The organism is Actinoplanes solisilvae (genome assembly GCF_003999975.1).
Taxonomy (GTDB): domain Bacteria; phylum Actinomycetota; class Actinomycetes; order Mycobacteriales; family Micromonosporaceae; genus Actinoplanes; species Actinoplanes solisilvae.
The window spans coordinates 285,092-310,604 of record NZ_RJAC01000002.1 but is presented as its reverse complement, the minus strand read 5'-3'; the positions used below and the strand labels follow the sequence as shown (position 1 = coordinate 310,604).

Here is a 25,513-nt window from a genome sequence, read left to right as displayed (position 1 = left end):
CTATCCGCTGTTCAGCTTCGGGTTACCCGCGGCCCGGCTTCGGTTGTCCGCGGCCCAGCTTCGGTTATCCGCGGCCCAGCTTCGACAGACGCTGGGCCGCCTCGTCGATGACCGCTTCCCGTTTGCAGAAGGCGAAGCGGATCAGGTGCCGGCCGGCGGCCTGGTTGTCGTAGAAGACCTGGGTCGGCACCGCCACTACGCCGCAGCGCTCGGGCAGTTCCCGGCAGAACTCGACGCCGTCCGTGCCACCCAGCGGAGTGATGTCGGCCGTCACGAAATAGGTGCCGTCGGACGGCTGAACGGCGAAGCCCGCCTCGATCAGCCCGGCGGTCAGATGGTCGCGGCGGGCCTGGAGCTCGTCGCGGAAACCGGTGAAATAGGAGTCGGGCAGGCCCAGCGCGACGGCCACGGCCGGCTGCAACGGACCGGCGTTCACAAAGGTCAGGAACTGCTTGACCCGGGTGACCGCGGACACCAGCCGAGCGGGCCCGGTGGCCCAGCCGACCTTCCAGCCTGTGCACGAGAACGTCTTGCCGGCCGACGATATGCGCAGGGTGCGCTCACGCATGCCCGGCAGGCTCGCGAGCGGCACATGCGGCTCGGCGGCATCGGTGAAGACCAGGTGTTCGTAGACCTCGTCGGTCACGGCGTACGTGTCGTGCTGCCGGCAGAGATCGGCGATCAGGGCCAGTTCGGCGGCGGTGAACACCTTGCCGGTCGGGTTGTGCGGCGAGTTGAGCAGCACGAGGCGGGTGCGCGGCCCGAACGCGGCCCGCAGCTCACCCTCGTCGAACCGATAGCGGCCGTCGGTGCCGGGCCGCAACGTGACCGGACGGCGGACGGCGCCGGCCAGCGTGATCGAGGCCGCGTACGAGTCGTAGTAGGGCTCGAACGTGACAACCTCGTCGCCCGGCTCGCAGAGCGCCAGGATCGCCGCCGCGACCGCCTCGGTGGCCCCCGCGGTGACGACCACTTCGCTGTCGGGATCGCGCGGCAGGCCCCAGAACCGCTGTTCGTGCGTGGCGATCGCGGCGCGCAGCACGGGAATGCCGGGCAGTGGCGGGTACTGGTTCGCGCCCTCCCGCAACGCCCGGGCCGCGGCCTGGAGCATCTCGACCGGCCCGTCGGTGTCGGGGAACCCCTGGCCCAGGTTGATCGAGCCGGTGCGGACCGCCAGCGCGGACATCTCGGTGAAGATCGTCGTGCCGAACGGGCGCATCCGTTCGACCAGCGGATCGCTCATCAGGACCGTCTCCCGCTCAGTTGAGGGCGAGGTGGTTGCAGGTGGCCACGGCGACCGGGCCCGAGCTCACCTTGCTCTGTTTGACCTCGGTGCCGTCGACCACGGCCCGGCAACTGATCGAGACGTCCGATGTGCCGACCCGCATCGCGACAACCGAAGCCGCAGCCGGGGTCTCCATCTCGACGGTGAGTTTCCACGGCAGGTCGACGTTCTGCAGCCGCTTGGCCCCCTCGCCGACCTTCGCCACGTAGAGGATCTGGGACGCCTTGCCGTTGCCGGTCACCTCGTAGGTCACCTTGATCTTGCGGCCGCCCAGGTCGCCCAGGTCGGGCGCGGCGGGCAGGCTCGGCAGGGCGGTGGGCAGGTCGGGAAGGTCGGTGGGCAGCGCCGGGATCTCCGGGGCGGCCGAGGGCAGATCGGAGAGCGGGCCGATCGCCTCTTCCGCCCGGTCGGCCACATTGCGCGCGATGAGCACACCGGCGGTCACGACACCGCCGCACAGCAGGAGCGTGACCGCCACCAGCACCGCCACGATCGGCAGGCTGCTCTTGCGGGGCGGCTTGCCGGCGGGGCCCGGGGCGCCGTAGCCGGGTGGGCTGTACTGCGGCGGGACATAGCCGGGTTGCGTGTAATCGGGCTGTGCGGAATGCGGCGCGCTGTACGCCTGAGGCATCTGAGTCGTCGGCGTCGGTGGGAACTGCGACGTCGGCGGGTATTCGGGGTTCGGCGGCTGCGGCGGCGAGGCGTAGCCGGGCGTGAACGACGGCGGGTAGGGCCCCGGGGCCATCGCGTCGCCCGAGGGCGTCGACCAGGGCTGACCCGAGACCGGTGACGCGCCACCGAGCGGAGCGGTTGGCTCGGAAACGTCGTCCGGCTGCCGATTGTCGGGCTGATTGCTCAACATGTCTCCCGAAACGAGCGCGCTGTTGTAGCGCGGTAGCCGACGGTACGCCAAAGGCGCCAGCCGATCGAGGGCGCGGTCGGCCGTTCGGCTCGTTTTGCGCAAGCCGTGTGCTCGAAAGGGTGGTTCATGCGCATGACGGATGAGCGAAGTTCGGTTAGAGTCACCGCCATGTGTGGCATCGTGGGATACGTCGGCGGTCGTCCGGCGCTCAGCATCGTTCTTGACGGACTGCGCCGGCTGGAATACCGCGGATACGACTCCGCCGGTGTGGCTGTCGTGGAAGACGGCACCGTTCTGACCCAGAAGAAGGCCGGCAAGCTGGCCAATCTGGAGAAGGCGCTCGCCGAGGCCGCGGATCCCGGCATCGCCGCCGGTCCCACCGGCATCGGGCACACCCGGTGGGCGACGCACGGCGGCCCGACCGACCGCAACGCCCACCCGCACGTCTCGCAGGACGGCAATGTCGCCGTCATCCACAACGGCATCATCGAGAACTTCTCGCGTCTGCGTGCCGAGCTCGAGGCGACCGGCGTCGAGTTCGCCAGCGACACCGACACCGAGTGCGCCGCTCACCTGCTCGCGGGTGAGGTGCGGGCGCTGCGCGAGTCGGGCCTGGCCGACGGGCCGGAGCTGCTGGCCGAGGGTATGCGCCGCACGGTTCGCCGGCTCGAGGGCGCCTTCACCCTGCTCGCCATCGACGTGCGGGTGCCCGACGCCGTCGTCGCCGCCCGCCGCAACTCGCCCCTGGTCGTCGGCCGGGGCAACGGCGAGAACTTCCTGGCCAGCGACGTCTCGGCCTTCATCGAATACACCCGCGACGCGATCGAGCTCGGCCAGGACCAGGTCGTTCTCATCACGCCGGCCGGCATCGAGATCACCGGCTTCGACGGCTCGCCCCAGGAGGGCAAGGAGTTCCACATCGACTGGGACGCCTCGGCCGCCGAGAAGGGCGGATACGACTACTTCATGCTCAAGGAGATCGCCGAGCAGCCGCAGGCCATCGCCGACACGCTGCTGGGCCGGCTCTCCGACCGTGGCGAGATCGTCCTCGACGAGGTGCGGCTCACCGACCAGGACCTGCGCGATGTCGACAAGATCTTCATCATCGCGTGCGGCACGTCCTACAACGCGGGCATGGTCGCCAAATACGCCATCGAACACTGGGTGCGCCTGCCCTGCGAGGTCGAACTGGCCAGCGAGTTCCGCTACCGCGACCCGATCCTCGACCGCTCGACGCTGGTGATCGTGATCAGCCAGTCGGGCGAGACGATGGACACGCTGATGGCTCTGCGCCACGCCAAGGAGCAGAAGGCCCGGGTGCTGGCCATCTGCAACACGAACGGCTCGACGATCCCGCGCGAGTCGGACGCAGTGCTCTACACCCACGGCGGCCCCGAGATCGCGGTGGCGTCGACCAAGGCCTTCCTCACCCAGCTCGTCGCCTGTTACCTGATCGGCCTGCACCTGGCCCAGGTGCGCGGGGTCATGTATGCCGACGAGGTCGCCGCGGTCGTCGAGAAGCTGCAGAGCACCCCGGACAGCCTGCGCGGCCTGCTGGACTCGATGGAGGACGTGCGAGCGCTGGGCCGCGACCTCAAGACCGCCTCGACGGTGCTCTTCATCGGGCGGCATGTCGGTTACCCGGTGGCGCTGGAGGGTGCGCTCAAGCTCAAGGAGCTCGCCTACATGCACGCCGAGGGCTTCGCGGCCGGGGAGCTCAAGCACGGGCCGATCGCGCTGATCGACCAGGGCACCCCGGTGGTCTGCGTGGTGCCGTCGCCGGCCGGGCGCGGCGTCATGCGGGACAAGGTCGTCTCCAACATCCAGGAGGTGCGCGCCCGCGGCGCCCGCACCATCGTGATCGCCGAGGAGGGTGACGACGACGTCGCCGCCTTCGCCGACCACCTGATCCGGGTGCCCGCGACGCCGACCCTGCTGGCGCCGCTGATGACCACAGTGCCGCTGCAGATCCTCGCGTGCGAGATCGCCTCGGCCCGTGGCCACGACGTCGACCAGCCCCGCAACCTCGCCAAGTCGGTCACTGTCGAATAAGAACGTCCTCATCGCGCTGATCCCAGCGTGATGGCGGCCATGGTGTCGAGGGACGGCGATCCCGGGTCCCAATAGCCGGCGTGCCCGCCCAGCGGCGCGCTGGCGAAGACCCGGGCGCCGAACCCGGGGTCGCTCGGGTTGTGCCCGAACCACAGGTCGCGCTCGGGCCGTCCGAGGGCCGGCAACGCGGCCCCGGGCACGGTGCCGGCCACGGCCAGGTCGCGGACCAGGCCGCCCGGTGCGACGGCGGCGTACTGGATGACGTCGCCGCGTGCGGTGGTCGACCACACCTCGCTGGTCGGCACGCGCAGGTCGCGCGCCGAGTCGACCCCCACCCCGGGCGAACCGACGAAGACGACGCCGTCGGCCGCGAGCCCCTCGCCGGCGGCCGCCCGGCCCACGACCAGCGACCCGTAACTGTGGCCCAGCACGACCTGCCGGGCGGGCGCGCCCTCGTGGCCGGCCCGCAGCCCTTCCTGGAACTGACGCAGCGCGGGCGCGGCGGCCTCGGCCCGGCGGGCGCTCGCCGCCTCGCCGACGAAGTCGGGCGCGTCGTAGTCGAGCCAGAGGACCGCGCTGGTCGAGGCCCGCGGGCCCAGCTCGGCGGCGCGGACGGCGACCCGCTCGGCCCGGGCCAGCTCGCCGCCGAACGAGGCCAGGCCGGCCGTCATGCCCGGCACGTGGGTCAGCACGCTGGCGGCCCGGTCGGGGTCGCCGAGCGCCACGACCACCCGGCCCTCCTCGCGCGGGTCGAGCCGCAGCAGGTAGGCGCGGGGCCCGGACTCGTCGGCCAGCCGGTCGCTCAGCGCCGCCAGCCCGTCGCGCAGGCCGCGGAGCCGGTCGCGTTCGCCCCCGGTCGCGCCGGTGATCGCCCGGTCGACGAAGGCCCGGTGGTCGTCGAGCAGCAGACGGTTGGCTATGTCACGGTCGGCGGCGGGCAGACCGTCGAGACCGGCGAGCCATCCGGGCTCGGTTGCCAGCAGCCAGTGCCGCTGGTCTTCGGGGACGCCGGCCCACCATCGGCGCACCTCGGACGGTGAGCTCGTGCAGTCGGGTCCGGGCAGCCGGGCCGGGGCCGGGACGATTTCGGCCAGCCGTCGCAGACCCTCGCTCGCCGCGGTGTCAGCCGCAGCGGCTACCGAGACGGCGGCCGGAAGGTTGCCCTGGGCCAGCAGCGCTCGTGCCCGGCCCAGGGCGGCGGCGAACTCGCTGGCCACCTGGTCGCCGAGCCAGCAGCGCAGCCGGAACAGCACGAGCCGGCGCCGCAGCCCGTCAAACCGGCGGGACGCGGCCGAGGCGGCGGCGCCGCGCCAGGCCGAGCCGAGAGTGGCCAGCCGCGGGCCGAACTCGGCGGCCAGACGGCCGGCCAGGGCCGCCCAGCGGCGCCAGGCGAGAGCGAGCGCGCGCCACCGCGCCGGGTCGGTGGCCCGCAGGCGGGCGTGGACGGCGCTGCTCATCGGATCAGCCGCAGACGTGTGACGGCGCGGGCGTCGGCCAGCTCATAGTCGGCCGAAGCGGCCCGGACACGACGGGCGGTCTCGTGGAGGTCGGAACCGATCAGCGCGAGCTGTTGCCGGGCGGCCTCGGCGGCGAGCAGAGCGGCCTCGGTGGTGGCCCAGCGGGGGATCGCCGGCGGCAGGGGTTGTTCCCCGGCGGCTGCGCCGACCCGATCGGCGGTGGCCGCGATATCGGCCGCCGCGCGCCGCAGCGCGTCGATGTCGACTTCGAGATCGGGGTTCATGGGCAACCTCCAGGCCGGGCGAAATCGGATGCGCCGAAGGTAGGGGCCGCGGCCCGCCCGTGGGGTGGCCTGTGGACGACGGGCGGCCGCTTGTCCACAGGGCCGGTCCGCTGCTCGGCCGGATGCTAAGAGGCGGCTACCGATAAGGTTGGGCGGTGATCGTGGCAGTCGGCATCGACGTGGTCCTCGTGGAGCGCTTCGCCCGCGCACTCGACCGGACTCCGTTGCTGGCGGTTCGCCTGTTCACCGAGGGTGAGCGACTGACCACGTCGGGAAATCCTCGGTCGGCCGAGTCGCTGGCCGCGCGTTTCGCCGCCAAGGAAGCGGTGGCCAAGGCGCTCGGCGCGCCCGCCGGCATGCTGTGGCACGACTGCGAGATCGTCGCCGACCCCGATGGGCGGCCGTGGCTCACCGTCTCCGGTACGGTCGCGGCGGTCGCCGTGGAGCGAGGGATCAGCCGGTGGCACCTATCGCTCTCGCACGACGGCGGCATCGCGTCGGCGATGGTGGTCGCGGAGTCCTGAGCGGCGTCCTGACCAGAGCCGCAGCGAAATTGTCGTAGCCGAGGTCTAGAACAGTCGGCAACAGGCGAAGGCTGGAGGGTCGATGCGGCAGGCATGGCGGGTCGCGGATGTGCGCGCGGCGGAACGATCCCTGATGGCGACGCTGCCCGAGGGCACGCTCATGCAACGAGCCGCCGCCGGGCTGGCCCGGCGCTGCGCTCTGCTGCTCTCCGAGGGGAACGGCGGCGCCGGTGTCTACGGCGCCCGCGTGGTGCTGCTGGTGGGCAGCGGCGACAACGGTGGCGACACCCTCTATGCCGGCGCGGCCCTGGCCCGGCGCGGAGCCCAGGTGTGCGCCCTGCTGATGCGCCCCGATCGGGTCCACCTCGACGGTCTGCGGGCGTTGCGCGCGGCCGGCGGCGGCACCACGTCAGGGCTCCCCGAGCAGGCCGACCTGGTGGTCGACGGCATCGTCGGCATCGGCGCGAGCGGCGGTCTGCGCCCGCCCGCGGCCGCCGTGGTGGCCCGGCTGGGCGATCTGCGGGGCCGTTCGGGCGCCCGGGCCGTGGTCGTCGCGGTCGACGTGCCCAGCGGCGTGGCCGTCGACACCGGTGACGTGCCCGGCGCGGCGGTCACCGCCGACGTCACGGTCACCTTCGGCTGCCTCAAGCCCGCCCACGTGGTCGGTCCGGCCGCCGTCCGTTGCGGCCAGGTCGAGCTGGTCGACATCGGCCTGGGCCCGGCGCTGCGAGCTGACCCGGCGGTGTCCGTCCCCGACGCCGCCGACATCGCCGACTGGTGGCCCCACCCCGGCCCGGCCTCCGACAAATACACCCGGGGCGTGCTCGGTGTCGCCACCGGCTCCGCGCAGTACCCCGGCGCTGCCCTGCTCTCGGTGAGCGGGGCGCTGGCCGGCCCGACCGGCATGATCCGTTACGCGGGAAGCGCCCACGCCGAGGTCGTGCGCGCCCACCCGTCGGTGGTCGTGGCGCCCAGGGTCGCCGACGCCGGTCGGGTGCAGGCGTGGGTGTGCGGCTCCGGGCTCGGCACCGACGACGAGGCCCGCACGGCCCTGCGCAGCGTGCTCGCCACCTCGTTGCCGGTGGTCCTCGACGCCGACGCGCTGACCCTGCTGATCAACGGCCAGCACGCCGAAGACCTGCGCCGCGACGCCCCGCTGGTGATCACGCCGCACGACGGTGAGTTCAGGCGGCTGGCCGGCGAGGCGCCCGACCCCGACCGGGTCGGCGCGGCCCTCAAGCTCGCCTCGTGGATGAGAGCGGTGGTGCTTCTCAAGGGCGACCGTACGATCGTGGCCACCCCGAGCGGCGAGGTGTGGGCCAACCCGACGGGCACGTCCGCGCTGGCCACGGCGGGCAGCGGCGACGTGCTGGCGGGCCTGCTGGGCTCGCTGCTGGCCGGCGGGCTGCCGCCCGAGCGAGCCGCGGTCATGGCCGCCTACGCCCACGGGCTGGCCGGCCGCCGCGCCGCCGAGGAGGGGCCGGTCACCTCCCCCGACATAGCCGCGGCCCTGCGCGCGACCGTGCGCGACCTGCGGTGAGCTGCCGTAACGAGAGTTGTCAGACGCTTAAGTAGGCTGGAAACCATGTGGCAGGCCGAGGTCCGGGTAGATCTGGACGCGATCCGGGACAACGTCGCGCTGCTGCGCGCCCGCACCACCGCCGAGGTCATGGCGGTGGTCAAGGGCGACGGCTACGGCCACGGCATGCTGCCGTCCGCGCGGGCCGCGCTCGCCGGCGGGGCCACCTGGCTCGGCGTGGCGACCCTCGACGAGGGCCTGGCCCTGCGCCGGGCGGGCATCGAGGCGCCCGTGCTGGCCTGGCTGCACTCGCCCGGTCTGCCGTTGCACGAGGGCGTCGCCGCCGGCATCGACCTCAACGCGGGCAGCCTCGAACTGCTCGACGAGCTGGTGACCGCGGCCCGGCGGGCCGAACGCACGGCCCGCGTCCATCTCAAGATCGATACCGGGCTGTCGCGCGGCGGTGCCACCGCGGCCGAGTGGCCGGCTCTGCTCGAGGCGGCGGCCAAGGCACAGGTCGACGGCGAGGTCGAGATCGTGGGCGTCTGGAGCCACTTCGTCTCGGCCGACGCGCCCGAGCATGAGAGCGTCGACCACCAGTTGGCCGCCTTCGCCGACGGGCTCGCGGTCGCGGAGGGGTTCGGGGTCACCCCGCGCTACCGGCACATCGCCAACTCGGCGGCCACCCTGACCCGCCCCGACGCCCACTACGACCTGGTGCGTCCCGGCATCGCGGTCTACGGCCTGTCGCCGGTCGCGGGCGAGACGTTCGGGCTGCGCCCGGCGATGACCGCCCGTGCCCGGGTCGCGCTGACCAAGCGCGTTCCGGCCGGTCAGGGGGTCTCCTACGGCCACGCCTATGTGACCGAGCGCGCGACGACGCTGGCCCTCGTTCCCCTGGGTTACGCCGACGGCGTGCCGCGCGCGGCCTCCAACAGCGGCCCGATCCAGCTCGGCGGCAAGCGCCGCACGATCGCCGGCCGCGTCTGCATGGACCAGGTCGTCGTCGACGTCGGCGACGACCCGATCGAGTCCGGCGACGTGGCGACGCTCTTCGGCCCGGGTGACGACGGCGGCCCGACCGCCGACGACTGGGCCGAGGTCGTGGGAACGATCAATTACGAGATCGTCACCCGTTTCGGGAGCACCCGGGTGCCGAGGGTCTACGACGGCGACGCCGGGGTCGTGCGATGAGCCCGGTGAAGGGCTCCCGGCGGGCCAAGCAGGTCGGCATCGTCGGTGCCGCGGTCGGCGTGGTCGCGGCCGGGCTGGCGACGGCCTTCGCCGTCGAGCGGGCCCTGGTGCGACGCTCGGTCAACGCGCCCGGCGATCCCTACGTCGACGAGCCCTTCGGCGACCAGCCCTTCGACCACGAGCAGACCGTCACCGCGGCCGACGGCACCGAGCTGCACGTCGAGATCATCGAGCCGGCGGTGCCGAGCGGTAAGCCCACGATCGTCTTCGTGCACGGCTTCGCGCTCGACATGGGCACCTTCTACTTCCAGCGCAAGTTGCTCGCCGAGCAGGGCGAGCACCGCCTGGTCTTCTACGACCAGCCCGGCCACGGCCGGTCGAGCCGTCTCAGGTCCGGCGACTACGACATCGCGGCCCTCGGCAAGTCGCTCGCCGCGGTGCTCGACGCGACGGTGCCCGACGGCCACATCATCCTCGTCGGCCACTCGATGGGCGGCATGACGATCATGGCGTTCGCCGAGCAGCACCCGGAGTGGTTCGGCGAGCGGGTGACCGGCGTGGTGCTCATGTCGACCTCGGCCGGCCTGATCGACAAGACCAAGCTGGGCATCCCGACCCTGGTCGCCCGGGCCAGCGCGCCCTTCTTCCCGCTCTGGGGCAAGGCGGCCCACCTCGGCGGCGGCACGATCGACCGGGCCCGCGTCGCCTCGTCCGACCTGGCCTGGCTGCTGACCCGGCGGTACGGGTTCGGCGAGCCGAAGCCCAGTCCGACGCTGGTCACCTTCGTCGAGAGCATGAACTCCAAGACCTCGGTCGAGACGCTGACGAAATATCTGCGCACGCTCTACACCCACAACCGCTTCCCCGCGCTGTCGGCCCTGCGCGGAGTGCCGGTGCTGGTGATCGTCGGCACCAAGGACTATCTGACTCCGGTGACCCACTCCGAAGAGATCCTCAAGCACCTCCCCGAGGCCGAGCTGGTCAAGGTCGACAACAGCGGCCACGTGGTGATGCTCGAGAAGTCGGCCGAGGTCGACGCCGCGCTGCTGCCGTTCCTGGAGAAGATCTCGTGAAGCTGACCACCGTCGACGACACCCGTGCGTTCGGCCGCCGGCTCGCCTCGCTCCTGCGCGCGGGCGACCTCGTGCTGCTCACCGGGCCGCTCGGCGCGGGCAAGACCGCGCTGGTGCAGGGCATCGGGGCCGGGCTCGGGGTGAGCGACCCGATCACCTCGCCGACCTTCGTGATCGCCCGGGTGCACCGCGCGGGCCCGGGACACCCCCCGCTGGTGCACGCGGACGCCTACCGGCTCGGTGACAGCGCCAACCCGCGGGCCGAGATCGACGACCTCGACCTGGACGCCTCGGCCGACGACGCGGTCACCGTGGTCGAGTGGGGCGCCGGCATGGTCGAGCAACTCAACGACGAATATCTGCGAGTGCGCATCGACCGCCTCGACGACGACACCCGGGTGATCGAGCTGGAGCCGCACGGCGGCGACTGGGCCACCCGAGTAAGGGCACTGTCCACCGACGGGCAGGCGTCCGGCAATGACGAGCGCGATGACAACGACAAGCAGTGAGAAGGGGAGAACGTGAATCTGGCGGAGATGCTGCCGGCTGAGTGGCGAGCGGAGCTTGCCGGTTTTCTCGACGAGAAGGCCACGGCCGAGTTGGGCGAGTTCGTCACCGCGGAGTACGCGGCGCACACGATCTATCCGCCGATCGAGGATCTCTTCGCGGCCTACCGCCTGTGCCCGCCCGAGCGGACGCGGGTGCTGATCCTGGGCCAGGACCCGTACCACGGCCCGGGTCAGGCCCACGGACTCAGCTTCAGCGTGCGCGAGGGCGTACGGGTCCCACCGAGCCTGCGCAACGTCTTCAAGGAACTGGCCGAGGACGTCGAGGTGGCCCCGCCCACGGCCGGTGACCTGACCGGTTGGGCACGGCAGGGGGTGCTGCTGCTCAACGCGGTGCTGACCGTACGGGCCGGCGCGGCCGCGTCGCACGGTGGCAAGGGCTGGGAAGACTTCACCGACGCGACGATCCGCGCGTTGAACGCCCGTGACGAACGGGTCGTCTTCCTGCTGTGGGGCAGCTACGCGCGCAAGAAGGCGGCGCTGATCACCAACCCGGCGCACGTGGTGCTCGAGGCCGGCCACCCGAGCCCGCTCAACCCCAAGGGCTTCCGTGGTTCCCGCCCGTTCAGCGCGGCCAACAAGGCACTGGCCGACGGCGGCCGCCCGGTGATCAACTGGGATCCGCGGGCGGAGCAGGCCGAGTAACGCGGGGCACCATCCGCGCGAGGACGAGCTCGGTTGGGTGGATGCTGTGCGAGCAGCCGACGGCGGCGCGTTAGGGTCGGCTACGTGCTCGTACTGGCTCTGGACACCGCAACCCCTTCGTCGACGGCCGCCTTGGTGGAGGTGACCCCCGACGGTCTCCGCGGGGTCGCCGAACGGCGCACCGTCGACCCCCGCGCGCACGGGGAGAAACTCGCGCCCGAGATCGAGGGCACCCTGGCCGAGGCCGGGGTGCGTCCGAGCGAGCTCGGCGCCATCGTCGCCGGGCTCGGCCCGGGCCCGTTCACCGGCCTGCGGGTCGGGCTGGCCACCGCGGCCAGCATGGGCCAGGCCCTGGGCATCCCCACCTACGGCGTCTGCTCGCTCGACGGCCTGGGCCGGGCCGCCGGGCCCGGCCGGGTGCTGGTCGCGACCGATGCCCGCCGCCGCGAGGTCTACTTCGCCACCTACCTCGACGGCGTACGCCTTCTCGGCCCCGACGTCACCCGCCCCGCTGACGTGGCCGCCGCGATCGTGCGGGCCGGCACGGCCACCCGCAGCCGTGCCCGCAACAGCGCCGCCACCGACGCGGCCGCCCTGGCCGAGTCCGAGACGCTCGAAGCCGCCACCGCGCTGGCCGGCGCCGACGCCGCCCGGGTCGCCGCTGCGCTGGCCCGCGCCGAGGCTGCCGCCCTGATCGGCCAGGCCACGTTCCGCGACGGCGGCGTCGACCTGACCGGCCGCGAGCCCGTCCAGCGAGACCCGGCCGGGCTGTCCTCGGTCCACGGCCTGGTCGACCGGGCGGTCGGCGAGGGCGCGCTCAAATACGGCGACGTCTTCGGCGTCCCGGTCGAGGAGCACCTGCTCTACCCGCCCGGCGCCGCCCTGGTGGCCCTGGCCGCCGACCGCATCCGCGCCGCCGCGCCCAGCGAGGTGCTCACCCCGCTCTACCTGCGTCGCCCCGACGCCGTCGAACCCGTGGGCCGCAAGCCGGTGCTCACCTGATGATGATCGAGCGGTTCCGCTGGTGGCACATCGCCGAGGTGCTGCGGATCGAGGAGGACCTGTTCGGCGACGAGAAGTGGTCGTCCGCCATGTTCTGGAACGAGCTGGCGCAGCGTAACTTCTACGTCGTCGCGGTCGAGGGCGACGATCTGCTCGGCTACGCCGGTCTGGCCGCCACGCAGGACGAGTCGTGGGTGCAGAACATCGCCGTACGCCGTGACGGGCAGCGCCGCGGCACCGGCCGGGTGCTGCTCGAGGCGCTGCTGGCCGAGTCGGCCCGCCTCGGCATCAAGCAGACGCTGCTCGAGGTCGCGGTCGACAACGCCCCCGCCCAGCACCTGTACGCGACGTACGATTTCGAGCCCGTCGGGATCCGGCGCGGCTACTACCAACCGAGCAACACGGACGCCCTGGTGATGATGCGCAATGCCTGACGAACCCCTGGTCCTCGGCATCGAGACCTCCTGCGACGAGACCGGCATCGGCATCGTGCGCGGCCACACCCTGCTGGCCGACGCGCTCGCGTCCAGTGTGGATCAGCACGCACGGTTCGGGGGCGTCGTGCCCGAGGTCGCCAGCCGCGCGCACCTCGAGGCGCTCGTGCCGACCATGCAGCGCGCCCTCGACGAGGCCAAGGTCACCCTGGCCGACATCGACGCGATCGCCGTCACCAGTGGCCCCGGCCTCGCGGGCGCCCTGCTCGTCGGCGTCGCCGCGGCCAAGGGGTACGCCTTGGCCGCCGAGAAGCCCCTGTACGGCGTCAACCACCTCGCCGCCCACGTGGCCGTCGACACCCTCGAGCACGGCCCTCTGCCCGAGCCGGCGGTCGCGATGCTCGTCTCCGGCGGGCACTCCTCGCTGCTGCTGGTCGACGACCTCACCAACGGGGTCACGCCGCTCGGCGCCACGATCGACGACGCCGCCGGCGAGGCGTTCGACAAGGTCGCACGTCTGCTTGGCCTGGGCTTCCCCGGGGGTCCGATCATCGACCGTACGGCGAGGGACGGCGACCGCAAGGCCATCGCCTTCCCTCGTGGACTGACCGCGCCGAAAGACCTTGCCGCCCACCGTTTCGACTTCTCCTTCTCGGGTCTGAAGACCGCGGTGGCCCGCTGGGTCGAGGCACACGAGCGCGACGGCGAGCCGGTGCCGATCGCCGACGTGTCCGCCTCGTTCCAGGAGGCGGTGTGCGACGTGCTCACGGCCAAGGCGATCGAGGCGTGCCGCACCAACGGCGTACGCACCCTGGTGATCGGCGGTGGCGTCGCGGCCAACTCTCGCCTGCGTGTGCTGGCCGAGGAGCGTGCCGCCAAGCACGGCATCGAGGTGCGTGTGCCCCGTCCGCAGTTGTGCACCGACAACGGCGCCATGGTCGCGGCGCTCGGCTCGCGTCTGGTCGCGGCCGGGGTCGCCCCGAGTCGTCTCGATCTGCCGGCCGATTCCGCGATGTCATTGACCGCGGTCAGCGTGGCGGGGTAGGAAGCGAACATGATCGCGCGGATGTGGGAGATTCGGGCCTCGCTCAGCGGCTTCGACGAGCTGCTGGCCTGGGTCTGTGACGTGGCGGTGCCGCGCGTCGAGGTGTTGCCGCAACACGTGTCGAGCGAGGTCTTCTCGTCGACCGACAACCGCATCGTGGTCATCTCGAAGTGGCGCCACAGCCCCGAGAACCTGCCCGCGCCGCCGCCCAAGCTGATCGCCCGCGCGCCGCACGTCTGGGACTTCACCCCGGTCGACCGCTAGGTTCGTGAGCCGGGTCACGGCCCGGGGAAAACCCTTCGCGGACTGTCGGACCCCGCCCGTAACGTCGGGGCCCTGATGCGAAATCTCCCCGGCCCCGACCCCGGCACCCCAGACAAGCGATCGGCCGTCGCCTATCTTCGATGGCTCGTCCGTCGCTATTGGAGGTCGGTGTACGCGGCCATCGCGTTCGCCGTCCTCTGGATGCTCGGCCAGGCCTTCGTCCCCGCGATCGTCGGCCGGGCGATCGACGCGGCCACCGCCCACAACCGCCACGACCTGCTGATGTGGAGCCTCGTGCTGCTCGCCGCCGGCGTCGGGCAGGCCGTGTCCGGCGTCCTGCGTCACCGGTTCGCGGTCGTCAACTTCCTGGGCGGCATGTTCACCACCGTCCAGGTCACGGTTCGTCAGGCCGGCCGTCTCGGTTCGGCGCTCTCCCGTCGTCTCGACACCGGTGAGTTCGTCGCGATCGGCACGTCCGACATCCGCCAGATCGGCTCGGCGATCGACATCACGGCCCGCGGCACCGGTTCGCTGGTCGCGGTGGTCACCGTGTCGGTCATCCTGCTCACCGCCTCGGTGCCGCTCGGCCTCGTGGTCGTGCTCGGCGTGCCGCTGCTGATGGCGATCGTCGGCCTGCTGATCCGCCCGCTGCACCGCCTGCAGCACGCGTCCCGCGAGCAGCAGGGCCTGCTCACCGGCCGCGCGGCCGACCTGGTCGGCGGTCTGCGGGTGTTGCGGGGCGTCGGCGGTGAGGCGGTGATGGGCGCGCGCTACCGCGAAGAGTCCCAGCGGCTGCGCGTCGCCGGGGTGCGTACGGCCCGGGTCGAGTCGCTGCTCGAGGCGGCCCAGGTGCTGCTGCCGGGCGTCTTCCTGGTGCTGGTCACCTGGCTGGGCGCCCATTTCGCGCTCGACGGCCGCATCACCGTCGGCCAGCTCGTCTCCTTCTACGCGTACGCGGCCTTTCTTGTCACGCCGTTGCGCCAGCTCACCGAGGCGATCGACAAGCTGACCCGCGGCCACGTCTCGGCCCGTCGCGTCGTCGAGATGCTGCGGTCCGAGACCGACCTGCCCGACCCCGCCGACCCGGTGCCCGCCGAGCGGTTCCACGGCGAGCTGGCCGACCCCGCGTCCGGCGTGACGGTCCGGCCCGGCGAGCTCACCGCGATCGTCGCCGCCGTGCCCGCCGAGGCGGCCGCCATCGCTGATCGTCTCGGCCGCTACGCCGAGGGCGCCACCGTCGACGGCATCGCTCTGGGGGCGTTCGAGCTCGCCGCCGTGCGGGAACGCGTGCTGGTGGCCGACAACGACGCCCGCCTGTTCACCGGCCCGATGCGCGCCGATCTCGACCCGCACGACCGCGGCGGGCTGGCGGCGGCACTGCACACGGCCGCGGCGACCGACATCGTCGAGGCGCTGCCCGGCGGGCTCGACAGCGAGGTCGCCGAGCGTGGGCGCACGTTTTCGGGCGGCCAGCAGCAACGGTTGCGGCTCGTGCGCGCGCTGATCGCCGACCCCGGCACGCTGATCCTGATCGAACCGACCAGCGCCGTCGACGCGCACACCGAGGCGCGCGTCGCCGACCGCCTGGCCGAGGCCCGCGCGGGCCGCACGACGGTGATCTGCACGTCCAGCCCGCTGGTGCTCGACCGCACCGACCGGGTGCTCTTCGTCGAGCACGGCCGGGTCGTGGCCGACGGCACCCACCGCGACCTGCTGGCGTGCGAGCCGGCCTACGCCCGCACGGTGCTGCGCGAGGGGGACCAGTGAACAACCTGCTGCCGGTGGCCGACGGGCCGAGGGTGCGGCGCTACGCGCGCGACCTGTTCCGCCAGCACCCGCGCGAGCTCGCCCTCACGGTCGGGCTGCACGTGTTCGCGGCCGTCGCCGGGCTGGTCGGGCCGCGGCTGCTCGGCGACCTCGTCGAGGCGATCCGGCACGGTAAGGGTGTCGGCGTGGTCGACCGGCTGGCCGCCGCCATCGCCGCTTTCGTCGTGGTGCAGGCGATTCTGGTGCGGTTCGCCTATCTGGCCTCGGCCCGGCTCGGCGAGCAGGTGCTGGCCCGGCTGCGCGAAGAGTTCGTCGACCGGGTGCTCGCGCTGCCGCTGTCCACCGTGGAGCGCGCCGGCTCGGGCGACCTGCTGACCCGCACGACCCGCGACGTCGACGCGCTGTCGCGATGCGTGCGCCTCGCCGTTCCCGAGACGATGATCGCGCTGATCACTGTGGTGCTGGTGGTCGGGGCGCTGGTCGTCACCGGCCCGCTGCTCGCGCTGCCGTTGCTGGTCGCGGCGCCGGTCATCGTGGTCGGCACGAAGTGGTACCTGCGGCGGGCCCCCGCCGGCTACCTGCGGCAGAACGCGGTCTATTCGACGGTGACCGACGGGCTCGCCGAGACGGTCGAGGGCGCCCGCACGGTCGACGCGCTGCGCCGCGAGCAACAGCGCGTCGACCGCTCCGACGCCGATCTACGCCGGTCGTGGATCGCCGAAAAGTACACGCTTTTCCTGCGTACGGTGTGGTTCCCCGTCATCGAGGTGAGCTATGTGCTGCCGGTGGTGGCGACGCTGCTCATCGGCGGGTGGCTCTACGTTCACGGCACGGTGTCGCTCGGTCAGCTGACCGCCGCGGTGATCTATGTGCAGCTCCTGATCGACCCGCTCGACCGGCTGCTCGGCTGGCTCGACGAGGTGCAGATCGGCGCCGCGTCGCTGGCCCGCCTGCTCGGCGTCGCGGCCGAACCCGGCGAGGAGCCGGCAGTCGCCGGGGCGGATCCGGCCGGGGCCCGCATCGAGGTACGCGACGTCCGCTTCTCCTATGTGCCCGGTCGTGAGGTGCTGCACGGCATCGACCTGACGCTCGAACCGGGGGAGCGCCTGGCTGTCGTCGGGCCGTCCGGCGTGGGCAAGTCGACGCTCGGCCGGTTGCTCGCCGGCGTGCACGAGCCGACCCGCGGGACGATCACCGTGGGCGGGGCACCGCTGCACGACCTGCCACTCGACCGCCTGCGTACCGAGGTGGCCCTGGTGACCCAGGAACATCACGTCTTCATCGGCACGGTGCGCGACAACGTGGCGATGGTGCGCCCAGGCGCCGGCGACGACGAGGTTCGCACAGCCCTGTCCGCCGTGCACGCCCTCGACTGGGCCGAATCCCTGCCCGACGGGCTCGGCACGATCGTCGGCGTCGGCGGCCACCCCCTGTCGGCCGCCCAGGCCCAGCAGCTCGCCCTGGCCCGGCTGGTCCTGGCCGACCCGCACACCCTGGTCCTCGACGAGGCGACCTCCCTGCTCGACCCCCGCGCGGCCCGTGATCTGGAGCGGTCGCTGGCCGCCGTGCTGCACGGCCGCACGGTCGTCGCGATCGCCCACCGCCTCTTCTCGGCCCACGACGCCGACCGCGTCGCCGTGGTCGAGGACGGCCGCATCACCGAACTCGGCTCCCACGACGACCTGGTCGCCGCCGGCGGCCCCTACGCGGCCCTCTGGCGGTCCTGGCACGGCGAGCGCATACCCGAACCGGCCGACCACGGCGGCCGCTGACGCAAGCGAAAGGGCGCGCTCCGAGGAGCGCGCCCTTCGCGGTGTTTCAGTGGATCAGAAGCCCGGGCCGTGCTGGTGGCCGTGGCCACCGTGGCTGTGCCCGTGGCCACCCGCGGCCGGCTCCGGCTCGGCCGGCTTGTCGACCACGAGGCTTTCCGTGGTCAGCAGCAGACCGGCGATCGACACGGCGTTGGAGACCGCGTTGCGGGTCACCTTGACCGGGTCGATGATGCCGGCGGCGGCCAGGTCGACGTATTCGTCGGTGGCCGCGTTGAGGCCGTGGCCCCAGCCCAGCTCGGCGACCTTGCCCACCACGACGTAGCCGTCGTGTCCGGCGTTCTGCGCGATCCAGCGCAGCGGCTCCACCAGCGCCTTGCGGACGATCGAGACGCCGATCGCCTCCTCGCCGGTGAGGCCCAGACCGCCGTCGAGCTCCGTGGCCACCTGGGCGAGGGCGGCGCCGCCGCCGGGGACGGTGCCCTCCTCGACCGCGGCCTTGGTCGCCGCGATGGCGTCCTCGATGCGGTGCTTGCGCTCCTTCATCTCGACCTCGGTCGCGGCGCCGACCTTGATCACCGCGATGCCGCCGCCGAGCTTCGCGAGGCGCTCCTGGAGCTTCTCGCGGTCCCAGTCGGAGTCAGAGGCCTCGATCTCCTTGCGGATCTGAGAGACCCGGTCGGTGATGTCGGCGGACTTGCCGCCGCCGTCGACGATCGTGGTGTTCTCCTTGTCGACCACGATGCGCCGGGCGGAGCCCAGCATGTCGAGGGTGACCTGGTCGAGCTTGTAGCCGAGCTCGGGGGCGATCAGCTCGCCACCGGTGGCGATCGCCATGTCCTGCAGCATCGCCTTGCGGCGGTCACCGAAGCCGGGGGCCTTGACCGCGACGACCTTGAGGGTCTTGCGGATCGCGTTGACCACCAGCGTGGACAGGGCCTGGCCCTCGACGTCCTCGGCGATGATCAGCAGCGGCTTGCCCGACTGCAGGACCTTCTCCAGCAGCGGGAGCATTTCTTCGATGCTGGAGATCTTCTGGGTCGTGATCAGGATGTGCGCGTCCTCGAGGACGGCCTCCTGCGACTCGGCGTCGGTCACGAAGTTCGGGGAGATGAAGCCCTTGTCGAACTGCAGGCCCTCGGTCACGTCGAGCTCGGTCAGCATCGCCGAGCCCTCCTCGACGGTGATGACGCCGTCGCGGCCGACCCGGTCCATCGCCTCGGCGATGAGCTCGCCGATGGCCGAGTCCTGGGCCGAGATGGTGGCCACGTTCGCGATCGCCTTGTGGTCGGCGACCTCGACGGCCTTGGCCAGCAGCGCCTTGGAGACGACCTCGGCGGCCTGGTCCATGCCGCGCTTGAGGCCGATCGGGTTGGCACCCGCGGTGACGTTGCGCAGGCCCTCGCGCACCAGCGCCTGGGCGAGCACCGTCGCGGTGGTGGTCCCGTCGCCGGCGACGTCGTTGGTCTTGGTCGCCACCTCCTTGACCAGCTGGGCGCCGAGGTTCTGGTACGGGTCGGTGAGCTCGATCTCCTTGGCGATGGTGACGCCGTCGTTGGTGATCGTGGGCGCGCCGAACTTCTTGTCCAGGACGACGTTGCGGCCGCGCGGGCCGAGGGTGACCTTGACCGTGTCGGCGAGCGTGTTGACGCCGTGCTCGAGCAGGTGGCGGGCGTCGTCAGAGAAGCTGAGAATCTTCGCCATTATTAGGTCCCTTCACGCACCACCGCCCTGACCCACACGTGGCGGGCCAGGGCGGAAAGCACTGTCAGTAGGTCACTTCTCGATGACCGCGAGGACGTCGCGGGCGGAGAGCACCAGGTACTCCTCGCCGGCGTACTTGACCTCGGTGCCGCCGTACTTCGAGTAGAGGACCGTCTCGCCGACCTTCACGTCAACCGGGATGCGGTTGCCCTTGTCGTCGATGCGGCCGGGGCCCACAGCGAGGACGGTGCCCTCCTGCGGCTTCTCCTTGGCGGTGTCGGGGATCACGATGCCCGACGCCGTGGTCGTCTCAGCCTCGTTCGCCTGGACCACGATGCGGTCCTCGAGCGGCTTGATCGCAACCTTGGTCGCGGTAGTCACGGGCATACCCTCCTGGGTACAGGTTTGCCGACCAGAGAATCTGGCCGGGCTCATGCCTCATGCCACCGGGCGGGGCCGTCGTCGCGGGTGCCGGTCCGCCTGGTGCCAAGCCGCGGGCCCGGATGGGCTCACAGCTGGCACCCTCATGTTGAGAGTGCTAATCGGAGATTAGGCCGGAACTAGCACTCCGTCAACCAGAGTGCCAACTCTCGCACGCCGTGGAGAATGCCTGCGTGACCGCTGAGCCGACCGCCCTCCTGCGTACGCCCGAAGGGGTGAATGCCCTGGCCGCCGCCGGTGCGCTGACCGGGGGCGACCCCCTGGCCGCCGCGAGTGCGCTGCGTTCCGCCGGGGTCCCGCCCGCCCTGGCCGCCGCCGCGCTCACCCAGGTCGATCTGCGGCGTCGCGCGGCCGCCAAGTTCGGCCCGGACGCCGAGCGGATGTTCTTCACCCGCGCCGGCCTCGAACAGGCCACCCGGGCGGTCGTGGCGGTCCGCCGTGCCGCCCGCCTCGCCGCGGCCGGTGTGACGACCCTGGCCGACCTCGGCTGCGGCCTCGGCTCCGACGCGCTCGCGGCGGCCCGCGCCGGCATCCGGGTGTACGCCGTCGACGCCGACCCGGCCACCGCCGAGATCGCCGCGGCGAACGTGGAGGCGCTGGGCCTGGCCGACCGGGTCACGGTCGAGTGCGCTGACGCCACGACCGTACGTGTCGAGGACTACGACGCCGTCTTCGCCGATCCTGCACGGCGGCGGGCCGGCCGAGGCCGTGTCTTCGACCCTCGGTCGTACTCCCCGCCCTGGGACTTCATCGCCGCTCTGCCCGAGCGCGTGCCGAGGACCGTACTCAAACTGGCCCCGGGAATCGACCACGAGTTGCTGCCACCGGGCGCCGAGGGGGAGTGGGTCAGCGTCGGCGGCGATCTCGTCGAGGCGGCGTTCTGGTGCGGCCCGCTCGCCGAGGTGCCGCGCCGCGCGACGCTCTTGAGCGACAGAACGGACAACGAACTGACCGGATCGGGCACGCGGAAGGGGCAGGTCGGCGCGGTGGCCGGCTATCTCTACGACCCGGACCCCGCGGTGGTCCGTTCCCACCTGGTCGCCGAGTTCGCCGAGACCGTCGGCGGCCACCTGGCCGACCCCGAGATCGCCTACGTCTACTCCGGCGAGTCCGTCGACACCCCATTCGCCCGTCGCCTCGAGATCACCGACGTGCTGCCGTTCTCGCTCAAGCGGTTGCGCGCCCTGCTGCGCGAGCGCGGCGTGGGCCGCCTGGAGATCCGCAAGCGCGGTTCGGCGCTCGAACCCGAGCAGTTGCGGCGCGACTTGAGACTGTCCGGCTCGGCCGCGGCCTCGCTGGTGCTGACCCGGGTGGCCGGAGTGCCCACCGTCATCCTCGTCAAGCCGTGAGCCGCTGGGGCACGTGGGGAAGGCCGTGGGGGCACGGAGGGCAGCTCTGCCCTTCGGTACCGTTCGCGGCATGGCTAAGAAAGCCGCCGCCGGCACGCCGGCCACCGCGCTGCTGAACGCGCAGAAGGTCGCGCACACGCTGCACCCCTACGACGTCTCGCCCGACGCTCCCAACTACGGCGCGCTCGTGGCGCAGGCCCTGGGGGTGGGGGCCGAACGGGTCTTCAAGACCTTGATCGCCGAGGTCGACGGCGTGCTTGTCGTGGGCGTGGTGCCGGTGACCGGCGATCTCGACCTCAAGGCGCTCGCGCAGGCCGCCGGGGGCAAGCGGGGCGCTCTCGCCGACCGGGCCGCCGCCGAGCGGAGCAGCGGTTACGTGCGCGGCGGGATCAGCCCGCTGGGGCAGCGCAAGCGACTGGCCACAGTGGTCGACGACTCGGCGCTCGGGCTCGACGTGATGTATGTCTCGGCGGGTCGCCGGGGCCTTCAGGTGGCCCTTGCTCCGGGCGACCTGATCCGTCTCACCGAGGCCGTGACCGCCACCATCCGGACATAACCGGCGATACTGCCGAACCGCAGCAAGCCGTTACGACAACGTTACTCGGCGAGGTGGCCTTTCTCCCCTGAACCGGGCGAATCGGACGGCGAAGTGACTTAGCGTCACAAGGTGAACCACGTCAGCGATCGATCGGGTGGGCGAGCCGAGGGGCTTTCTGCCCCTATCACCGCTGTGTTGCCGGATTGTTATGCCCGGTTACGAGATAGCCCGGCGACATCGCTTGTGTAACCGGCTTCGACGGGAATACGTTGCCGGACACAACAAACTAGCTCCTGATTACTCGATCACCTTGATCACTCGGCGTCTCGGGGAGCGACACTCCCGCAGCGCACACCATCGAATCCGATCGAATGCCCGGATTTACCCGAAAGGACACTAGGAATGCGTAAGGGACTGTTCGCCCTTGCCGCGGTTGGCCTCCTGGCGACCGGCAGCATGGCCGCCTGTGGCGGCGACGACAGTGGTAACGACTCCGGCAGTGGCACGGGCAGCACCGCGTCCGCCGGCAAGGTCGGTGTCATCCTCCCCGACACCAAGAGCTCGGCGCGCTGGGCGACGGCTGACCAGAAGTTCCTCAGCGAGGCGTTCAAGGCGGCCGGTGTTCCGGCCGAGATCCAGAACGCGCAGGGTGACAAGACCCAGTTCCAGACGATCGCCGACGGCATGATCGCCAGCGGCGTCAAGGTTCTGGTCATCGTCAACCTGGACTCCGGCACCGGTAAGGCCGTCCTCGAGAAGGCCCAGAAGGCCGGTATCGCGACGATCGACTACGACCGTCTGACCCTGGGCGGCGGCGCCAACTACTACGTGTCGTTCGACAACGTGGCGGTCGGGAAGCTGCAGGGCGAGGGCCTCGTGCAGTGCCTGGCCGACAAGAAGTACGTCAAGCCGGTCGTCGCCGAGCTCAACGGCTCCCCGACCGACAACAACGCGACGCTGTTCGCCGAGGGCTACGACGGCGTCCTGAACCCGAAGTACGCCGACGGCACCTTCGTCAAGGGCCCGAACCAGCCGGTTCCGGACTGGGACAACGCGCAGGCCGGCACGATCTTCGAGCAGATGCTGACCGCGAACAAGAACATCAAGGGTGTTCTCGCGGCGAACGACGGCCTCGGCAACGCGGTCATCTCGGTGCTCAAGCGCAACAAGCTGAACGGCCAGGTCCCGGTCACCGGCCAGGACGCGACCGTTCAGGGTCTGCAGAACATCCTCGTCGGCGACCAGTGCATGACGGTCTACAAGGCGATCAAGAAGGAGGCCGACGCGGCCTCGCAGCTGGCGATCGCGCTGGCCAAGGGTGAGAAGCCGACCACGGCCACCGGCGTCACCAAGGACCCGGAGTCGGGCAAGGACGTCCCCTCGGTGCTGCTGGAGCCCCAGTCGATCACCAAGGCCAACGTCAAGGACGTCATCGCTGATGGCTTCGTGACCAAGGCGGAGGTCTGCACCGCCGACTTCGCCAAGGCCTGCACCGACGCGGGAATCTGAGATTCCTCAACTGATGGCGGGTTAGACCCGAAATGACGACGGCGCCGTTCACCTCTCCGCAAGGGGAGGTGAACGGCGCCGGAGTCGGGACCCCCCATTCCGCCGCCCTGGCCTCGCCATGGGCGGCAAACCCGGTCACTAAGCGAAGGAGAACCACCGTGGCCGCGACACCCCTCTTGGAGCTCAGCGGAATCAACAAGGGCTTCGGCGCCGTGCAGGTTCTGCACGACGTCGGTTTGAGTGTTTACCCCGGCGAGGTCACCGCCCTCGTCGGCGACAACGGCGCCGGCAAGTCGACGCTGGTCAAGTGCATCAGTGGTATCTACACGATCGACTCGGGCACGATCACGTACGACGGCAACCAGGTCGCCATCCACGGCCCCCGCGACGCCAGCGCCCTCGGCATCGAGGTCGTCTACCAGGACCTCGCGCTCTGCGACAACCTGGACATCGTCCAGAACATGTTCCTCGGCCGGGAGAAGAAGCGCGGCATCGTGCTCGACGAGCCGACGATGGAGCAGATGGCCGGTGACACGCTCGCCAGCCTTTCGGTGCGCACCGTGAAGTCGCTGCGGCAGCTCGTCGCCAGCCTCTCCGGTGGGCAGCGGCAGACCGTGGCGATCGCCAAGGCCGTGCTCTGGAACTCCAAGGTCGTCATCCTGGACGAGCCGACCGCCGCCCTCGGTGTGGCGCAGACCGCTCAGGTCCTCGAGCTGGTGCGTCGCCTGGCCGACAACGGCCTGGGCGTCGTGCTGATCTCGCACAACATGAACGACGTGTTCGCGGTCTCCGACCGCATCGCCGCTCTTTACCTCGGTCGCATGGCGGCCCAGGTGAAGACCACCGACGTGACCCACTCGCAGGTCGTCGAGCTCATCACCGGCGGCCGCAGCGGCAACCTCGGCCTGCCTCCCGAGAAGCCCGCGGACTTCGGCGGAGACGTCGTCGACATCACGCCGGGAGGCGAAAAGTGACCACCACTACGACCACCACGGCCGGCGGCGTCAAGGTCGTCAAGCCGACCGTCCGCAGCTTCATCCATGATTACTGGGGTCGCGTGCGCGGCGGTGACCTCGGATCGCTGCCGGCCATCCTCGGCCTCATCGTGCTGGGCCTGATCTTCGGCATCGCCCGCGAGACGTTCTTCAGCCCGCTGAACTTCGCGAACCTGTTCAACCAGGGCGCGCAGGTCGTCTTCATCGCGATGGGCCTGATCTTCGTCCTGCTGCTGGGCGAGATCGACCTGTCCGCCGGTTTCGCCTCCGGCGTGTGCGGCGCGGTCGTCGCCATCCTGCTGACCAACCACGGCTGGCAGTGGTACACCGCCATCCCGGTCGCCCTGATCACCGGCGTGGTGATCGGTTTCATCCTGGGCTTCCTGGTCGCGAAGGTCGGCATTCCGTCGTTCGTCGTCACCCTGGCCGCGTTCCTCGGCTTCCAGGGCCTGCTGCTGGTGCTGCTCGGCGGTGGCACCAACATCTCGACCCGCGACAGCGTCTTCAACGCGATCAACAACAACAACCTCTCGGTGACCTGGAGCTGGATCCTCGCGGTCGCCTCCGTCCTCGGCTACGCCGCGGTGCAGTTCAACCGGGTGCGCGGCCGGGCCAAGCGCGGCCTGGTCACCGACCCGATGGGCATCGTGCTGGTGCGCATCGGCGCCCTCGGCGTGCTGATCATCGCCGCTACCGCGGTGCTCACCCAGGAACGTGCGGTCAACCCGGCGATCAACTCCCTCAAGGGCGTTCCGATCATCGTTCCGATCATCGCGTTCTTCCTGATCCTGTGGACGTTCGTGCTGGGCCGCACCGCTTACGGCCGGCACGTCTACGCGGTCGGTGGCAACACCGAGGCGGCCCGCCGCGCCGGTATCCCGGTCGACCGGATCCGCATCTCGGTCTTCGTGATCGGCTCGTTCATGGCCGCGATCGGCGGCATCGTGGCGGTCAGCCGCGCCTCGTCGGTCGACCCGAACACCGGTGGATCGAACATCCTGCTCTACTCGGTGGGCGCGGCCGTCATCGGCGGCACCAGCCTCTTCGGCGGCAAGGGCAAGATCATCAACGCCGTCATCGGTGGCGCGGTGATCGCCGTCATCGACAACGGTATGGGTCTGCTGGGCTTCAGCGCCGGTCAGAAGTACATCTTCACCGGCGCCATCCTGCTGATCGCCGCCAGCGTCGACGCCTTGGCCCGGCGTAGAGCGGCCGCAACCGGCAACCGATGAACG

Annotated in this window: 24 protein-coding genes; 18 read left to right on the top strand and 6 right to left on the bottom strand. The window is 71.4% G+C overall.

Features of this window, described 5'->3' with window-relative positions:
• Positions 1 to 64: 64 nt before the first annotated feature.
• Positions 65 to 1,243, bottom strand: coding sequence for a pyridoxal phosphate-dependent aminotransferase (locus EER30_RS08240; protein ID WP_127499751.1), 1,179 nt, complete (start codon positions 1,241 to 1,243; stop codon positions 65 to 67).
• Positions 1,244 to 1,259: 16 nt separating this feature from the next.
• Positions 1,260 to 2,147: an MmpS family transport accessory protein gene (locus tag EER30_RS08235; RefSeq protein WP_127499750.1), complete on the bottom strand. Its 888-nt coding sequence runs from the start codon at positions 2,145 to 2,147 to the stop codon at positions 1,260 to 1,262.
• Positions 2,148 to 2,315: 168 nt separating this feature from the next.
• Between EER30_RS08235 and glmS the strand changes: the two genes are divergently transcribed.
• Complete coding sequence (gene glmS, locus EER30_RS08230; RefSeq protein ID WP_127499749.1) at positions 2,316 to 4,199, top strand: glutamine--fructose-6-phosphate transaminase (isomerizing); 1,884 nt, start codon at positions 2,316 to 2,318, stop codon at positions 4,197 to 4,199.
• An 8-nt stretch (positions 4,200 to 4,207) separates the two neighbouring features.
• On the opposite strand, the gene EER30_RS08225 is transcribed toward glmS, so the two are convergent.
• Positions 4,208 to 5,656: an alpha/beta hydrolase gene (locus tag EER30_RS08225; RefSeq protein ID WP_127499748.1), complete on the bottom strand. Its 1,449-nt coding sequence runs from the start codon at positions 5,654 to 5,656 to the stop codon at positions 4,208 to 4,210.
• Entirely contained in the window at positions 5,653 to 5,940 is a 288-nt protein-coding gene (locus EER30_RS08220; RefSeq protein ID WP_127499747.1) for a hypothetical protein, read from the bottom strand. Before EER30_RS08220 ends, EER30_RS08225 begins: the two co-directional genes overlap by 4 nt.
• Before the next feature lie 155 nt (positions 5,941 to 6,095).
• Between EER30_RS08220 and EER30_RS08215 the strand changes: the two genes are divergently transcribed.
• From EER30_RS08215 to EER30_RS08160, 12 genes are all read left to right on the top strand, one after another.
• Positions 6,096 to 6,464: a holo-ACP synthase gene (locus tag EER30_RS08215; protein ID WP_127499746.1), complete on the top strand. Its 369-nt coding sequence runs from the start codon at positions 6,096 to 6,098 to the stop codon at positions 6,462 to 6,464.
• A gap of 82 nt (positions 6,465 to 6,546) precedes the next feature.
• Positions 6,547 to 8,004, top strand: coding sequence for an NAD(P)H-hydrate dehydratase (locus tag EER30_RS08210; protein WP_127499745.1), 1,458 nt, complete (start codon positions 6,547 to 6,549; stop codon positions 8,002 to 8,004).
• A 45-nt stretch (positions 8,005 to 8,049) separates the two neighbouring features.
• Positions 8,050 to 9,177 (top strand): alanine racemase, encoded by a 1,128-nt coding sequence (gene alr, locus EER30_RS08205; RefSeq protein ID WP_127499744.1) that lies wholly within the window; start codon positions 8,050 to 8,052, stop codon positions 9,175 to 9,177.
• The gene (locus EER30_RS08200; protein WP_127499743.1) at positions 9,174 to 10,250 is read left to right on the top strand and encodes an alpha/beta fold hydrolase; all 1,077 of its coding nucleotides are present in this window, start codon (positions 9,174 to 9,176) and stop codon (positions 10,248 to 10,250) included. The genes alr and EER30_RS08200 overlap by 4 nt, the downstream gene beginning before the upstream one ends.
• Positions 10,247 to 10,759 carry a tRNA (adenosine(37)-N6)-threonylcarbamoyltransferase complex ATPase subunit type 1 TsaE gene (tsaE, locus tag EER30_RS08195; RefSeq protein ID WP_127499742.1) on the top strand — a complete coding sequence of 171 codons (513 nt, stop codon included), beginning with the start codon at positions 10,247 to 10,249 and terminating at the stop codon, positions 10,757 to 10,759. The genes EER30_RS08200 and tsaE overlap by 4 nt, the downstream gene beginning before the upstream one ends.
• Before the next feature lie 27 nt (positions 10,760 to 10,786).
• Positions 10,787 to 11,461, top strand: a complete 675-nt coding sequence (ung, locus tag EER30_RS08190) for a uracil-DNA glycosylase (RefSeq protein ID WP_127500231.1) — start codon at positions 10,787 to 10,789, stop codon at positions 11,459 to 11,461.
• A gap of 84 nt (positions 11,462 to 11,545) precedes the next feature.
• Positions 11,546 to 12,463, top strand: a complete 918-nt coding sequence (gene tsaB, locus EER30_RS08185; RefSeq protein WP_127499741.1) for a tRNA (adenosine(37)-N6)-threonylcarbamoyltransferase complex dimerization subunit type 1 TsaB — start codon at positions 11,546 to 11,548, stop codon at positions 12,461 to 12,463.
• Positions 12,463 to 12,897 carry a ribosomal protein S18-alanine N-acetyltransferase gene (gene rimI, locus EER30_RS08180; RefSeq protein WP_127499740.1) on the top strand — a complete coding sequence of 145 codons (435 nt, stop codon included), beginning with the start codon at positions 12,463 to 12,465 and terminating at the stop codon, positions 12,895 to 12,897. The genes tsaB and rimI overlap by 1 nt, the downstream gene beginning before the upstream one ends.
• Positions 12,890 to 13,942 (top strand): tRNA (adenosine(37)-N6)-threonylcarbamoyltransferase complex transferase subunit TsaD, encoded by a 1,053-nt coding sequence (gene tsaD, locus EER30_RS08175; protein ID WP_127499739.1) that lies wholly within the window; start codon positions 12,890 to 12,892, stop codon positions 13,940 to 13,942. Before rimI ends, tsaD begins: the two co-directional genes overlap by 8 nt.
• Before the next feature lie 9 nt (positions 13,943 to 13,951).
• Positions 13,952 to 14,206, top strand: a complete 255-nt coding sequence (locus EER30_RS08170; RefSeq protein ID WP_127499738.1) for a hypothetical protein — start codon at positions 13,952 to 13,954, stop codon at positions 14,204 to 14,206.
• Between the two features lie 75 nt (positions 14,207 to 14,281).
• Entirely contained in the window at positions 14,282 to 15,973 is a 1,692-nt protein-coding gene (locus tag EER30_RS08165; RefSeq protein WP_127499737.1) for an ABC transporter transmembrane domain-containing protein, read from the top strand.
• Positions 15,970 to 17,745 (top strand): ABC transporter ATP-binding protein, encoded by a 1,776-nt coding sequence (locus tag EER30_RS08160; RefSeq protein WP_127499736.1) that lies wholly within the window; start codon positions 15,970 to 15,972, stop codon positions 17,743 to 17,745. Before EER30_RS08165 ends, EER30_RS08160 begins: the two co-directional genes overlap by 4 nt.
• A gap of 54 nt (positions 17,746 to 17,799) precedes the next feature.
• On the opposite strand, the gene groL is transcribed toward EER30_RS08160, so the two are convergent.
• Together groL and groES are read right to left on the bottom strand one after the other, a co-directional pair.
• Positions 17,800 to 19,446 (bottom strand): chaperonin GroEL, encoded by a 1,647-nt coding sequence (gene groL, locus EER30_RS08155; protein WP_127499735.1) that lies wholly within the window; start codon positions 19,444 to 19,446, stop codon positions 17,800 to 17,802.
• 72 nt (positions 19,447 to 19,518) lie between these two features.
• Complete coding sequence (gene groES / locus EER30_RS08150) at positions 19,519 to 19,833, bottom strand: co-chaperone GroES (RefSeq protein ID WP_082771855.1); 315 nt, start codon at positions 19,831 to 19,833, stop codon at positions 19,519 to 19,521.
• A 227-nt stretch (positions 19,834 to 20,060) separates the two neighbouring features.
• Between groES and EER30_RS08145 the strand changes: the two genes are divergently transcribed.
• The 5 genes from EER30_RS08145 to EER30_RS08125 all read left to right on the top strand — a co-directional run bounded on the left by EER30_RS08145 (position 20,061) and on the right by EER30_RS08125 (position 25,510).
• A complete protein-coding gene (locus tag EER30_RS08145) occupies positions 20,061 to 21,236 on the top strand; it encodes a class I SAM-dependent methyltransferase (RefSeq protein WP_127499734.1) in 1,176 nt (391 codons plus the stop codon).
• A gap of 70 nt (positions 21,237 to 21,306) precedes the next feature.
• Positions 21,307 to 21,792: a Cys-tRNA(Pro) deacylase gene (gene ybaK / locus EER30_RS08140; RefSeq protein ID WP_127499733.1), complete on the top strand. Its 486-nt coding sequence runs from the start codon at positions 21,307 to 21,309 to the stop codon at positions 21,790 to 21,792.
• 384 nt (positions 21,793 to 22,176) lie between these two features.
• Positions 22,177 to 23,283 carry a sugar ABC transporter substrate-binding protein gene (locus tag EER30_RS08135; protein ID WP_127499732.1) on the top strand — a complete coding sequence of 369 codons (1,107 nt, stop codon included), beginning with the start codon at positions 22,177 to 22,179 and terminating at the stop codon, positions 23,281 to 23,283.
• Between the two features lie 158 nt (positions 23,284 to 23,441).
• The gene (locus tag EER30_RS08130; RefSeq protein WP_127499731.1) at positions 23,442 to 24,257 is read left to right on the top strand and encodes an ATP-binding cassette domain-containing protein; all 816 of its coding nucleotides are present in this window, start codon (positions 23,442 to 23,444) and stop codon (positions 24,255 to 24,257) included.
• A complete protein-coding gene (locus EER30_RS08125) occupies positions 24,254 to 25,510 on the top strand; it encodes a sugar ABC transporter permease (protein ID WP_127499730.1) in 1,257 nt (418 codons plus the stop codon). Before EER30_RS08130 ends, EER30_RS08125 begins: the two co-directional genes overlap by 4 nt.
• Positions 25,511 to 25,513 lie beyond the last annotated feature (3 nt).